Consider the following 13,513-nt stretch of genomic DNA (forward strand, 5'->3'; position numbering starts at 1 on the left):
CAAATTCCCCTCTAGCCCTCGTGCATCAATGCTTCTCATCTTGATATATCACTACCACGCACTCCACGTGTGTCGAGACGATGGTAAGGATATACTTCTCGCTTAAGTTAAAGATACTTGCTTTGAAGAACAATACACGATACTGAAAACCTGGTAAACAAATTCTCAAACCGACTTTCTAGGTAGGTATACATTTTTAACGAAAAATAAGTGTTTGATTAAATAGCAAATCATTTCTCTTTAAGTAATTACCATTAAAAGTAATAGGAATCGAGGTTCCATTGAAGTAATCTCTCTTATTGTCATGTTTTATAGCATGGACATGAAGATGCGGCTCACTACTGTAACCTGAGTTCCCTACTTTCGCAATTTCTTGTCCAACTTTGACAAAATCATTTTTCTTAACTAATAGACTATTTTTCTTCAAGTGTAACAACAGAATATTATATCCTTGATGTTTGATGATAATCATATTTGTAGTACTACGGCCCAGGGAGTTTGGGACATTATCTTCTACTCCATCCACAACTTCGATAATTCTACCCTCAACCGGACTATATACTGAATCATTATAAATGGGATAGGATTTTAAAGATTCAGGATTATCAAATATCCCTTTTCTTGAACCTAACGGGGTGAGCTTAGTTATATCCACCGCATATTTCAGAGTACGATGCGAAAAGTGATAGTTCATAGATGAACTCATTCCACCATTCACTACCTCGTAAGCCCCTCCTTTCAAAGGGAACGCTAAATCGACTGCATCTTCGTGTTTAGGAGTGGATGTAATGTATGAAACACTAAATAAAATACATATAAAAACTTGATATATTGCTAATAAACCATAAAGAGAAAGGAATATTCGTGTTTTTCTATTTGAGCCAATCATTTATGAATAAAATCATGAACGTATATGCACTTGTAAACAAAGTGTGTATATACCACGAAATACGATTTTTAAATGGAAAGTAAGCCATGATCCAGTAAAGTATAAGCGGAATCAGCAGCATTTTACAAAATAAAAAAACATTCAATTTCTTCCCTTATCATATGATAATTTGCTTCTTACCTCTTCTTGAAATGCAGTATCCGTTAATAATTTGTAAAAAAACAAATCCAGCTTCTGCTTGAGCCAAATATGATCCACCCCAGAATCATCTTGAATAAACATGGCTAGTTGAATGTCATTTCCTTCCCGATCCGTACAATATAAAGCCTCTGTTAGAACAGAAATGGTAGATCCACCTTTGTTTCCAAACTCTATTAACTTGGAGTTATCCACTTGTCGCTGAATTAGCATTTTTAGATATGGATTTATAGTAGAAGGAACCAACTCCCCCTTGTGTATAAGCTTCATGAGGTAAGCATATTCTTTAGTCGTTGAACGAGGAAGCTTGCGCGATTCCAGCACTTGAAGCTTTCGTACATAATTCTGCCTGGTGTTCCATTTCTGAATACATTCTATCCCCTGATCACGATTTAAAATCTGATGAATTTCAATAGATTTTTTCATATATTCCTCGTAGCTCATCTCACTTATCTTTTGTATCGACTCTTTAAAGCCTATGTTTTCGGTCTCTTGGATATAAGGAGACATGAATCCCGCAGATGAAAAAGGAAAGATTTTATCATGGGAAGAAAGTGAGAGCTTCATAATATTCTCATTTATCTTATCCAAACCCATTTTCGCCATCAGAAATTCTGTATTGGCATTGGAACTATATGCTAACATGCCGTGAGTAATATCCAATAACGTAATTTTCCCTTGAACCTCTTTATGGTTTGCGCGAATGGATTTGATCCAGTTATGATGAGCGTTACCATCGGAACCAGGGATATAAAATTTATTTAATTCCTCTAAAGGAACAAGTTCCTGCTCGTCTAATATTTTCGCTGCAACTTGGCGAGCAAATTCGATAGCAATGATCACTTTGGCCGTGCTGGCAAGCGGCATTTTAACTTCTGAGTTATAGCTGATTTTCTCCATACCATTTTTGATCATAAACAAAGATGCTTTACTCGGATTTTCCTTCAAAAAGCTTAGAACATCCATTTCTGTTTTCTTATTATTTTGGCGCTTCGCAATGAACAAAAACAGGATACATATGAACACAAATATTAAAATTATAGCTACTAACAATAAAATTATTTTCATACTTTGCTCCTTAATGGACACTCTTAGGCTGAAGTTCACATAAGTCGTCACAGTTCCCCACGGGAATCACTTTTCTTTTAGAAGCTATATAATCATACAAATAACCACCAATACCCATTTTTTTGAGAATAATTATATAGGGAACCGCCCACCAAAGATACGGTATTCTTGTACAAATTTGTGCAATAGAGTCAATTCCACGTTGTATTTTACTAGAATCATTCATTGAGAAACTATGCATTCGCCTTTCTAATTCATTAACAAACAGGACACCAACCATCATAGAAAACCAGAATTTGTTTGTGTTGAAAACTTACATATCCTAATTTTCTTGTTTTTCTTCGAATTGTAATTGATATTTTCCGGAAGCTGATCTTTATAAAATGGTATAACTTTTTATATTCTCGATCCGTAAACAACAATAATTCCATAACAATCATAATTAGTGAAAACGTCAGTAAGCCCATGCCTATACCGATTCCTGCATGAAACAATATCATAGCAATAACTACAAACGGTTTAAGGCTTTTATTAATTACAGCAAAAGGAAAAGCTATTTTAACAATTATAGATAAATAAGTGAATAAAATGGTGAGTCCAACATAATGGTTAACCATATAATCCAAAATAGGTTTGCTAAACTCTCTCACCTGAGAGATATAATAAAGTGCCGTTCCGTTTTGCCACATTTCTCCCATAAGCTGATACATTCCTGAGAAGAAATAAACAATACACAGTTGTATAATACAAAAAAGTACTGCAAAATTGTGAATTATTATGGATAACTTATAAATCAAAGACTGCTTCGAGCCTTTTCCATGTAAGCTATTCAATTTAGAATCAAAAGAGAAATATGCAGTATTATTGGCGAATAGGAGAAAAAACATATTTACTATCGGTAAATTGTCTCCTCCGTCACTTATATGAAAAGAACGAACATACAGTGAATAAAAAAATAGATAGGTCAGAATTGAAAAAAGGCGGCCTTTGTATCCAATTAAATAAAAAATAGTAACCACAATTCCTAAATGATAGATAAAGTCAAAAAATAAAGCTGATGAATTCAAATTATAATGTATCCTGCCAAATTGGCTAGATGGTTTCAAGAAGAATTACGCCAGCAATTTTGTAAACAACATGATTTAAACATAGCAGAATGTCTACAAGCTCCATCAAACTCTATGCCTTAAATATTTCATGTCTACATTTTTAAATTGATTAAAAACAAAAACCCGCTCAATGAGCGGGTTTTAGTATAGAGGCGGGGGGAGTCGAACCCCTATTCCAAACTTTTTCAGCTATGCATTAATTGTTATTATTATTGCTCTTCAAGCCTTATGTACCAGACTTGAAGGGCCTCTCTCCATTTATCAACTAGACCCTCATTGAAGGCAAAATACCAATGCTTCCTATATTCAATCTTTCCTTATCATCATTTTAGCAGATAGTCACTTTAATACTTTTTATTAAAAAGTGATTGCATTTATTCTCCACTAAAGCTTTTAGCCCATTCAGCAACCCTACGACTACTTTCTTCTTCTGACAAATCCTCGATCCTAGTCATAATAGACCACCTTACTCCACAAGGATCCAATATACTTCCGAATCGATCACCTGAAACAAAGTTTGCAACTGGTTCCCTTACTTTCGCTCCTCTTGCTACCGCATTTTCAATGACCTGATCAACATTCATAACGTAGATTCCGAAAGAATAACACGCATTTTCTTCATCTGGCGGCAAGACCAATTGATATGTTGGATTCGCTGCTCCCAGCTGCAAAAAACCATTTCCAAAATCTAATTCAGCATGAACAATTATTTTATTGCCATTCTCATCAGGATATTCAGTAATATCCTTAACCCTTGCATTGAAAACCGTTTTATAGAACTCTATTGCTTCCGAAGGATTCTTCACTGTAATAAAAGGGGTAATAGATGTAAAGCCGTTGGGTGTTCCCTTCTTTGTATATTTACCTGACACTCCCACATATTCGCTGCTTTCAGTCATTTTAACTCCTCCTTTAAATGATCGTAACAGTTCAATTTAATGCGCATACCTTCATTGGATTGAATTCATCAACTCATAGTAATATTTGGATGCTCGAGTTTTGTTTAGACTATACCAGGCTTCTAATGTTTTAGAAGAAAACACACCCAGAGCTTTCAAAACGTGTACGGAAAATTCCAACGGAGCTGTTCCAGATGCAGTGATCAGTTTTCCATCCGTTACAGCAGACTCCGTTTTGTAATACTTTTCGCCCGTGTAGGTGGGACAGATCATTTTGAGATATTCCAGATCATTGCTTGTATGCCAACGTGAATTCAGCAATCCTATCTGGGCAAGTCCCATGGTAGCACCACAAATCGCCGCAACCCATATACCTTCCTCTAAACACCTCTCAACAATTTTTAAGATGGGTTGGTGAATGGTTTCTGTCCATGTATCTCCACCGGGTAAAATCAATATATCTGTGCTTTCAATGCTGCACTCATCCAGTGTGATGTCAGGCAGGATTTTCAATCCGCCCATTGTAGTTACAGGGGTCTTTTCCATTCCCACGGTAACTATTTTTGATGGGACCAGCCCCTTTTTATAATATCTCCCCGAGTTCAGTTCGGCAGTTAAATAACCTATCTCCCAATCTGCCATGGTGTCAAACACATAAAGATATACTGTATTATTCATTTGCAAATTCTCCTTATTTTATAATTCATCGAGTGATACCAATCATCCTCCGGTAATCAATGATTATCATCATTATAAAAAAGCTTCACTGACATCTGCTGTCAGTGAAGCTTTTAACGTTGATAATATTCCATTAACTCCGACGCAACAGCAACAAGTTTTCCCTTCAAACTCTGTGGTTCGATTACTTGAATGGATTTCCCGTAGGGTAGGAGTAAATAAGGGACATATGTATGAAGTGATTTTTCCTCAAGCAAAAAGATGGCTTGATTGGATGTCCGCTCTTTCAGATGATGTCCCAAAAACCAATGCAGACATAAGTCATCCAATGCCTCGGACCTGCCTCCGATAGTTAAAGAAATTAAACCGTCCTTACCCACTAAATCAGGTAACAGATTTTGCATAAAAAATTCACGGGCTGAAAAAGCTTCGGAACGCTTAAATATGATTGGAGTACGCTTGATTTGTAGAATCCGATCTGCCCGAAAGCTACGGATCTCATTTCTCAGGTGACAAAATGCAACAGTATACCATTTATTGTTCCAGTAAACCATTCCATAGGGGTCTATCACCCTATTCTTGGGTTGTTCTTCATGGCTTGTGCGATAATCCATTTCTACAGAGAATTCGTTGGCTACAGCCTGCTCCAATTCCGCCAATATCGGCTGAAGAGAAGGGTCTCCCATGCGGTTAATCACTTCAAATCCGGCTAAATGACGGCTAAGTATACTTTCCTGCTCTTGATTCGAATACATTTTCAATTTTGATGTCGCATTGTCTAATGCCTCACTCAAAGGGTATCCAGCCTCTTTTGCAAAAATAGCAGCATGTAGGAGTGCCTTTTTTTCTTCCATATCAAATAGTAGAGGCGCTCTAATAAAATTATTCAGCAAGCTATACCCGCCATTATGACCTGTGTCGGATATTATAGGCACTCCACTGGCACATAGTGCATCAATATATCGATAAACTGTCCTTATATTTATTTCTAACTTTTCGGATATTTGTTTTGCAGTCATTTTTACGCCCGAATTCAGCATCCATAGAATCGCCAGCATATTATCGTTTTTTGGCATAACATGAACCCTCATCTTTCATTTAAGCTCAATCTTATATATATAGCTTTTTATACGCCCTCTTACCATCTATTATATACTTTTTTCCACCTTATACTTCCCTCTCATATCTTCTAATTCCAGAAATACACATGTAAATACCGCTTCCAATGGTTCATTCTGTAAACTAAATCCCCCTTTTAACCGATAAATACATATGCTGGGTTGTTTATTAAATATCACCTCTCATTCCTTTATAGCGTACAAACCTTGTAATACATGTCTATTTTGACTCACAGTTTGTACCCATCAAAGCCTACGCTTTTAATGTAGCTAAGAGTACAAATACAAGAAAATCCTCAAATATAAAAGAATATTTAAAAAAGGAAAAAGAAATTGTTAAATCGAAGAATACTAAATCTGTAAATTCCTCTATAGAGTCTTTAACAAGAGACCAGGCCAGACAAGGAGCACAAGATCTATTGAAAAATGGGGAAATTAGCTTATCCAATTTAGAATCTATGATCCCCCCAGATACATCAAATACATTTTTTCCAACAAGTACAATTAAAGATGGAGCAAAGTACGAATTTTTACTGGCTGATGGACAGAAAGCAATTATTCGATGGCATTCGCCAGATCCTATAGCTGCAAGTAAGTACTCTGGGTCAGTATCAGGAACACGTTGGACTGCACAAATAAAGATAGGTAATAAACAATTAAAAACCGATGGAACATGGACTAAAAATCAATCCTTAAATGAAGTTCACATTCCAATAGAAGGGAAATAAAAAAATGAATCTTAAAGAAATTGAGAAATTACCCGATGTATTACCAACAGAAACATTAGCATTGATGTTTCAAAACGTATTGAATGAATTTAATACTGGTAAAATTGAGAAAAAGGATTTTTTATTAATTCTTAGCCAATTAACAGATAGACAAGTTATGACCTACGAGTTATTGGAAAGTGAAGTAAGAAATAGTATAGATAAGGTTCTTCACAGGTTATGGAATACTGATTCTTATGATGATGTAGATATCATTCTTTCAATTGTTGTAAACCTCGGACTAAAGAATTGCTTTCAAAAAATTAAAGATTCAATAAATCAAGATAAGGATATAAATGAATTAATATTGGAAGAAATAATAGAAGCAATTGATGAAGTTGGTGAAAATATTTCGAATCCATATCATGGTTTAGAAAGATTCAAATAAGCCATGTCAATAGCTTGTTAATAACTTCGGACAAATTTATTTTATAATATTAACAGATATGCAAACCAACAACTTAACACAAATATGATAGCCTTTTAAAGGCACAGTCCCACTTGAGATACGAGTAGGAATGTGCTTTTTTTATGCCAAAAATAAGCAGTCAATTAGCAGAATGAATCCCAATTCCTATATGAATAACACAACTTTGCCATCCCCCTATCAGAGTTACCAACCACATCATAACCTCTGATGGATTCACGCAATTGGTCGGCTTCATAATTATCAACATGTTTGCTCACCATTTATTTTCTGAAAAAACTTAAACTTATAGATTTTCTACTTTCATTTAGGTATTTCCCATCGACTCAAACTAGATTCGCATAAAAAGCACCTCCTAGCATTCATCGGACAAACCAAAAGGTTTGTTCCAATGTCTACACTAGGGGGTGCTCTTCTAACCTGGGGAATTTTTGTTTTACCCCTTAACCGACCCGGCTGCGATACCTTCCACAATCCGGTCACTCATAATGAGGAACACGAGCAAAATGGGCAAAATGCTGATCATCAATGTAGCTCCGATAGCTCCCCAATCGGTAGTATATTGTCCGATAAAGTTCTGGACGCCAACGGTTAGCGTTTTATTCGCGTCCGAGCTGATGAACGTATTGACGAAAATAAACTCATTCCAGTTATAGATCATGTTAATAATGGATGTCGTTGCCATGACGGGGGTTGTCATGGGCAGTATGATCCGAAAAAACATCCGGTTGACCGAGCAGCCGTCCATAACGGCCGCTTCTTCCACTTCACGGGGCAGGGCGTAATAGAATCCCAGCAAGATCATCATCGTTGTCGGTAGATTAAAAGCAACATACGACAGGATGATAGAGAGTGAAGTATCTGTTAAATGCAGTTTGAGAAACATGCTGAACAACGGAATCAAGGTGGCATGGACTGGAATCATCATTCCAACCATAAAGAGCCCGAGAACTAACTTGCTTCCTTTCCACCGCATACGCGTAATGGCAAACGTTACAAAGCTGGCTAATAGCACCGTCAGCGCTACGGATATGACCGTAATCCACACACTATTGAAAAAGTACCGCCCAATGTTGCCGCTGGTCCATACATTCATATAGTTCTCCCAATGCGGCTGGGACGGGAGTGCAAACGGCGGAAGATTAAACACTTCCTGATTATTTTTAAGCGAGAAAAGCATCAGCCACACCAGCGGTAAAAGCTGCGTTACCGCCAAGATAATTAAAATGATATACAACACGGCATAACCGACCCGATTTAACATTTTGCCGCGGCTAGCGACTCCAAGCGGATAGTTGGCGGCTGCCTGGGTTTTCATATCCGTTCCTCCCTCTTCTGTCCTTTGTTACCCTCATCTGTTTGCAAGACTGGATTATGAATACTGGATGGTTTCACTTGTGGCCGTAACCTTACGGATCAGCCACGTAGCGATCAAACAGATGAACAGCAGGGCGAAGGCTGTAGCGCTGCCGTATCCAAAGTCAAAGCTGCGGAATGCCTGGTGGTACATGTATGAGGCCATCACTTCACTGGCTCCATTCGGTCCACCGTCCGTCATGACATAGATAAGGTCAAAATATTTAAGCGAGCCGACAATCGATAATATGATCGTAACGTTAATTACCTCGCGCAGCAGGGGCAATTTGATACGAGTCGCAATCTGCCAGGGGCTGGCCCCGTCAATCCGGGCAGCCTCCATCAAGGTTTCGGGAATGTTTTTCAGCCCGGCATAGTAGATCAGGATATAAAAACCTGCATATTGCCAAATAATCGGGATAAACAAGGCAATCAACACCAGAGACGGATTAGCTAACCACTCAGGTGGGTTGTGAACGCCGACCGACACCAATAAGGAATTAAGCACTCCGTTCGTTGGATGATATATTTTGAGCCAAAGCTGTGCGATTGCTACAGAAGACAGCAGCATGGGAATCAGATAAATTTTCCGCAGCAGATTTGCTCCCTTGATTTTCCCTGACAAAATCATCGCAATGACCAGATAACCGATTAGACTAATGCCTGAAAACAAGGCCAGCAGCAGCGAATGCCATGCACTTTGCCAGAACGCTTTGTCTGTAAACAGATGTTGATAATTGTCCAGCCCCACAAAAGTCATAGAGCCAATTCCATTCCACTGATTCAAGCCGTAATAGCCAGTCAGTACGATGGGTACATATATAATAGCGAATAGCAATAATAGAGAAGGCAATACATATAGAGCAATGACGAGCTTATTCGACATGACCTTTTCCACGGTCGGACCTCCTTAGGTGGTCAATTTCAATTCCCTTTCTCGATGGCAGCCTTATGCTGGTCGGCAAATTGTTGCGGTGTCACCGCTTTGCCAAACAACGCCTGAATCATGTTCAAATGCACCTGCGCTGCATTTGGCTTCATCTGTACATCAGCGAACAATGTAATGCTGCTGGCCTGGTTCAGCCCGTTCAGCAAATCAACATACAGCTGAGGCAGTTTTTCTTTAGAGGTGTCCACTTTCGTCGCTGGAATAACGCCCGCCTGTGTGACCGATTGTTCTCCCCATTTGAGTACAAAGTATTCAACGAACGCTTTGGCCTCTTCTTTCACCTTGGAATTCTCCGAAACAAACAAACCTACTCCCGGACCTCCTACCCAACTGTTCTCGTTGCCCTTGCCACCTGCAACCATCGGGAATTTAAAGAAGCCAATTTGATCTTTAAATTCTTGTGGGATTGCAGGATTGGTCGTAAAATTCGGCAATTCCCAAGTAGCCATCAAATACATAGCTGCCTTATTGTTCATAAACTCGGATTTTCCCTCATCATTGGACAAGCCGTTAAATCCTTTGTTAAAAGCATTCATATCCACAAGTGTCTGGACTTCAGAGGCTGCTTTAATTAAACCTGGGTCATCGAACGATCCTGAGCCGTCAATCGCTTTTTTCAGCGTGTCATTACCTGCTATACGCTCTGCCAGATACATGTACCAGAGTGAGCCGGTCCAGCGATCCTTATTGCCCAATGCAATCGGTGCAACTCCATGATCCGTAAGAGTTTTCACAACCTGCTTAAATTCGTCAAATGTCGTAGGTACCTTCAAATTGTATTTTTGGAATATAGCTTTGTTGTAATAAATAGGTGTTATGTTCAATTCAATCGGAAGCGCATACGTTTTGCCATTCAGCGCATAAGCTTCGGTCGTTCCCGGTACAAATTTGTCCTTCAGCTTGGAACCGTTCAGCAGGTCATCCATAGGCGTAAATAATCCACCTTTAACGTAAGGCTCCATAAAGCCTGCTGCCCAGGTAATGCCGACATCCGGTAATTCATTGGAAGCCGACAGCACTTTGAGCTTGTTTTTATATTGTTCATTTTCCAGCACTTCTTGCTGAATGACGACATTGGGATGATCCTTTTGGTATTGATTTATAATCTGAGTCACAAGCTTGCTCTGCTGTGCCGAGCTTCCCTCTGGCCACAGGTGCATCATTTTGAGTGTAACCTTTCCTCCTTCTTTACTGGAACCGCCTTGACCATCCTTACCAACACCACAACCAGATAGTACCAGCATAAGTGACAGCAGCAGGGCAAACCCTGCAAACCATTTTTGATGTGAGCGCTTACTCAAATCATGCTTCTTGGACATCGTTAGACCTCCGTTTATTGTAATTATATTTTTTGTAACCGTTGTCATTTGTAAGTTTAGCACTTCATTCCGGCTTCCAACAGGGTACACTCATTGGGTATAATTCCACTTTTATTGGGTTTGATCTGCCTATACGTCAGTCGATATTCTCCGGCCCTGTACGCATCTGCTGCCTGTAGCGGCTGGGACTTACCCCCTCGGTCGCTTTGAATACTTTAATAAAATATTTATCTGTTCGGTAGCCTGATCGCTCGCCGATTTGGGCAATCGTCAACTGAGTATGCAGCAGCAACTCCTTAGCCCTTTGGATCCGCAGCCGGTGCAAATATTCGCTGAAGGATAAACCACTTTGCTCCTTGAACAAAACGCTAAAATAGCTCGCATTCAGGTGTGAATGCGCGGCAGTCTGCGCCATCGTAATGGATTCGTGAAGATGCTCCGCCATATAGGTGAAGGCACGTCGTACCGGATCACTAAGAGTAGCCGCCTGGAGATCAAGCTCTAGCAAAACAGGGTCAGCCAGCTTGTCCAGCTTCTCGTACCGCTGTCGCTCCTCTTCCAGCCGAAGCGCTTCATTGACCGCATTCAACAGCTCCTGCTTATCAATCGGTTTGAGCAAATAATTGACGGCTCCCAGACGAAGAGCCTGCTGGACATAATCAAACTCCGCATAACCCGAGATGACAATGATCGCTGGTCGTCGTGAATCCCGTTCCAGAGAGCGGATTAAATCCAGCCCACTGAATTCCGGCAACCGGACATCCGTAATCAACAGATGAACCGTCTCTGCACGCAGTATATTTAACGCTTCCAAACCATTATCGAATGTTACAATCCGGTATTTCCCGGCGGCCCATTGCTCCAATGTCTGGTGTATCCCCTGACGTGTTCGCTGTTCATCGTCTACAATGACAATGGTTTTGGATGAAACACTCATTTCTACCGCCCTCCATATTCATCAGGAATTTCAAAAGCGACCACAGTTCCTTCCTGCTCAGCACTATGTATCAGCACGCCGTCCGTTGGATAAGATGCGCTGTCATAATAGAGAGCAAGCCTGCGCTGCACATTCACTAGTCCCATACCGGTTCCCTTGCTCTGGCAGGCTGTTCCCCCCATCAACGCTGTACGCACAGCTGCAAGTTCTTCCAGTGTCATTCCAGGTCCGTTATCTATGACCGCGATCTTGGTCCAACCCGTTCTGGTCGAAGGAGTGACACTAATTTCAACACGACCGTTGCCGATGCGATTTTCGACACCATGCAAAATGGCATTCTCTAGAATAGGCTGGATCAGCAGTTTAGGAAGCGGAATTCTGGCTGCCTCCGAAGGCATATGAATTTGCCAGCTCAAACGTTCACCCAGACGCATCTCCATCAGTTCCAGATAACGACGGATTTGCGCCATTTCTTCCCCGAGGGTCACCCAAGAGTCATGGTGAGCCGGTTCGATAACATAACGAAACAGCCGCGACATGGACACCATCAGCCCGGCAAGCTCCTCTTCTCCCTTCTCCTGTAGCGACCAGTTGAAAGCATCCAGCGTATTAAAAAGAAAATGCGGATTGATCTGCGCCTGTAGAGCTTTAAGTTCGGTTTGGCTTTGTAAAACCTCCTTCTCGCAAATAACACGGATCAATTCATTAATATCGACAATCATCGTGTTGTACTCTGCGTTCAATTCTCGCAGCTCGACTGCTGCTGCCGGTTCTGGATTCAGGGCCAATGCCCCTTCCCGTGAACGGCGCATCGCCTGAATCAAGTGACCTATCGGTCTTGTAATCAACGTAGACAACATAAAGGACATGAACAGGAATAGCACGGCACCAAGAGACGCGGAAATGATAAGTGTAGTCCGTAAAACCGTAATTCCGTCTGTGACGACGCTAACCGGAATCAGGATCAGCAGCGACCAGCCCGTCCGCTCCGACTGCTGAACTGCCTTCACATATTCCCGTTCCCCAATATGAACCGTCTGTGTCTTGCTGTGCAGTACACCTGACAAATCCGTCTGGTTCATTGGTTCACCCGACAGCAGCTGGCCTTGACGATCTACAAGCAGCATGGTTTCATCCGCTTCCTCATTGACCGCTGACGCACCATTCAGTCCAAAATAACTTCGCTCCATACGGGTAATCAGGTACCCTCCGCGCGAGAACCAGCGATCCACCAGGCTCACCTGCCGAATTGCCAGCAGTGACCGGGGGTCTTCGGGATCAATACCGATCCAGACCAGTCTTCCTTTCATCTGATTCGCTTCCCGGATGTCTGCCTGTCCGATACGTTCCTCCAGACTGCCCTCTCTAATCGGAAACAACATCTTCCCTTCGGCGGTATACAGCTCCAGCGAGCCGACACTCGGCATATATGCCTGATAGCTATGCATCACTTGCAGGAGTGATTGACGCTGTCCGAAATTCACCTTGCCCCCGTTGCGCTCCTCCAGCAAAATATGCTGAACAGACGGGTGATTCGCGACCTGCTCCGTCAAGCTATCCATCTGGCCGATTAATGCATCCAGCCTACCGCTTGCTTGTACCGCAGTCTGACCAATATGTCGCTCGGCACTGTCTTTTAACAAGTGAGACACATTGAGATAAATGAACGCCCCCGCCACACTCATCATAATGAGCATCACCAGTATAAATCCGATAAAAATCTGATTACGTAATGTGTTTAATGGCTGAAACCTTGACTTTGAACGCATATGCCTTCTCCTCCTGAACCATCGCAGAAA

At 40.9% G+C, this 13,513-nt stretch carries 13 protein-coding genes; 2 read left to right on the forward strand and 11 right to left on the reverse strand.

All coding sequences use genetic code 11. The annotated features are described in order from the left end of the window. Positions 1–196: 196 nt before the first annotated feature. From KAI37_RS26535 to KAI37_RS18875, 6 genes are all read right to left on the reverse strand, one after another. Positions 197–718: a M23 family metallopeptidase gene (locus KAI37_RS26535; RefSeq protein ID WP_258382998.1), complete on the reverse strand. Its 522-nt coding sequence runs from the start codon at positions 716–718 to the stop codon at positions 197–199. 312 nt (positions 719–1,030) lie between these two features. Then, positions 1,031–2,155, reverse strand: a complete 1,125-nt coding sequence (locus tag KAI37_RS18855) for a serine hydrolase (RefSeq protein WP_220030015.1) — start codon at positions 2,153–2,155, stop codon at positions 1,031–1,033. Between the two features lie 257 nt (positions 2,156–2,412). After that, a complete protein-coding gene (locus tag KAI37_RS18860; protein WP_258382999.1) occupies positions 2,413–3,222 on the reverse strand; it encodes an HTTM domain-containing protein in 810 nt (269 codons plus the stop codon). Between the two features lie 416 nt (positions 3,223–3,638). Then, positions 3,639–4,163 (reverse strand): VOC family protein, encoded by a 525-nt coding sequence (locus tag KAI37_RS18865; RefSeq protein ID WP_025721409.1) that lies wholly within the window; start codon positions 4,161–4,163, stop codon positions 3,639–3,641. Positions 4,164–4,214: 51 nt separating this feature from the next. Next, positions 4,215–4,841 carry a type 1 glutamine amidotransferase family protein gene (locus KAI37_RS18870; protein ID WP_071642301.1) on the reverse strand — a complete coding sequence of 209 codons (627 nt, stop codon included), beginning with the start codon at positions 4,839–4,841 and terminating at the stop codon, positions 4,215–4,217. 113 nt (positions 4,842–4,954) lie between these two features. Then, positions 4,955–5,917 (reverse strand): helix-turn-helix transcriptional regulator, encoded by a 963-nt coding sequence (locus tag KAI37_RS18875; RefSeq protein ID WP_220030016.1) that lies wholly within the window; start codon positions 5,915–5,917, stop codon positions 4,955–4,957. A gap of 461 nt (positions 5,918–6,378) precedes the next feature. Between KAI37_RS18875 and KAI37_RS18880 the strand changes: the two genes are divergently transcribed. Together KAI37_RS18880 and KAI37_RS18885 are read left to right on the forward strand one after the other, a co-directional pair. Then, the gene (locus KAI37_RS18880) at positions 6,379–6,687 is read left to right on the forward strand and encodes a hypothetical protein (protein WP_258383000.1); all 309 of its coding nucleotides are present in this window, start codon (positions 6,379–6,381) and stop codon (positions 6,685–6,687) included. A gap of 4 nt (positions 6,688–6,691) precedes the next feature. Continuing rightward, positions 6,692–7,114, forward strand: coding sequence for a hypothetical protein (locus KAI37_RS18885; protein WP_220030017.1), 423 nt, complete (start codon positions 6,692–6,694; stop codon positions 7,112–7,114). 475 nt (positions 7,115–7,589) lie between these two features. On the opposite strand, the gene KAI37_RS18890 is transcribed toward KAI37_RS18885, so the two are convergent. From KAI37_RS18890 to KAI37_RS18910, 5 genes are all read right to left on the reverse strand, one after another. Then, positions 7,590–8,471: a carbohydrate ABC transporter permease gene (locus tag KAI37_RS18890; protein WP_071642311.1), complete on the reverse strand. Its 882-nt coding sequence runs from the start codon at positions 8,469–8,471 to the stop codon at positions 7,590–7,592. Positions 8,472–8,525: 54 nt separating this feature from the next. After that, positions 8,526–9,407 (reverse strand): carbohydrate ABC transporter permease, encoded by an 882-nt coding sequence (locus tag KAI37_RS18895; RefSeq protein ID WP_071642313.1) that lies wholly within the window; start codon positions 9,405–9,407, stop codon positions 8,526–8,528. Between the two features lie 26 nt (positions 9,408–9,433). Next, positions 9,434–10,777, reverse strand: a complete 1,344-nt coding sequence (locus KAI37_RS18900) for an extracellular solute-binding protein (protein WP_104496114.1) — start codon at positions 10,775–10,777, stop codon at positions 9,434–9,436. 136 nt (positions 10,778–10,913) lie between these two features. Next, on the reverse strand, positions 10,914–11,714 hold the full coding sequence (locus tag KAI37_RS18905; protein WP_071642316.1) for a response regulator: 801 nt from the start codon (positions 11,712–11,714) through the stop codon (positions 10,914–10,916). 2 nt (positions 11,715–11,716) lie between these two features. Beyond that, complete coding sequence (locus KAI37_RS18910) at positions 11,717–13,483, reverse strand: cache domain-containing sensor histidine kinase (protein ID WP_220030018.1); 1,767 nt, start codon at positions 13,481–13,483, stop codon at positions 11,717–11,719. Positions 13,484–13,513: the final 30 nt, after the last annotated feature.

Source organism: Paenibacillus sp. S25, from assembly GCF_019454085.1.
Lineage (GTDB): Bacteria > Bacillota > Bacilli > Paenibacillales > Paenibacillaceae > Paenibacillus > Paenibacillus polymyxa_B.

Excerpts from the sequence above, each read along its gene's own strand:
- KAI37_RS18870 (WP_071642301.1), bottom strand. The coding sequence starts at position 4,841 with ATGAATAATACAGTATATCTTTATGTGTTTGACACCATGGCAGATTGG.
- KAI37_RS18885 (WP_220030017.1), top strand. The coding sequence starts at position 6,692 with ATGAATCTTAAAGAAATTGAGAAATTACCCGATGTATTACCAACAGAA.
- KAI37_RS18875 (WP_220030016.1), bottom strand. The coding sequence starts at position 5,917 with ATGCCAAAAAACGATAATATGCTGGCGATTCTATGGATGCTGAATTCG.
- KAI37_RS18900 (WP_104496114.1), bottom strand. The coding sequence starts at position 10,777 with ATGTCCAAGAAGCATGATTTGAGTAAGCGCTCACATCAAAAATGGTTT.
- KAI37_RS18910 (WP_220030018.1), bottom strand. The coding sequence starts at position 13,483 with ATGCGTTCAAAGTCAAGGTTTCAGCCATTAAACACATTACGTAATCAG.
- KAI37_RS18905 (WP_071642316.1), bottom strand. The coding sequence starts at position 11,714 with ATGAGTGTTTCATCCAAAACCATTGTCATTGTAGACGATGAACAGCGA.
- KAI37_RS18855 (WP_220030015.1), bottom strand. The coding sequence starts at position 2,155 with ATGAAAATAATTTTATTGTTAGTAGCTATAATTTTAATATTTGTGTTC.
- KAI37_RS18865 (WP_025721409.1), bottom strand. The coding sequence starts at position 4,163 with ATGACTGAAAGCAGCGAATATGTGGGAGTGTCAGGTAAATATACAAAG.
- KAI37_RS18890 (WP_071642311.1), bottom strand. The coding sequence starts at position 8,471 with ATGAAAACCCAGGCAGCCGCCAACTATCCGCTTGGAGTCGCTAGCCGC.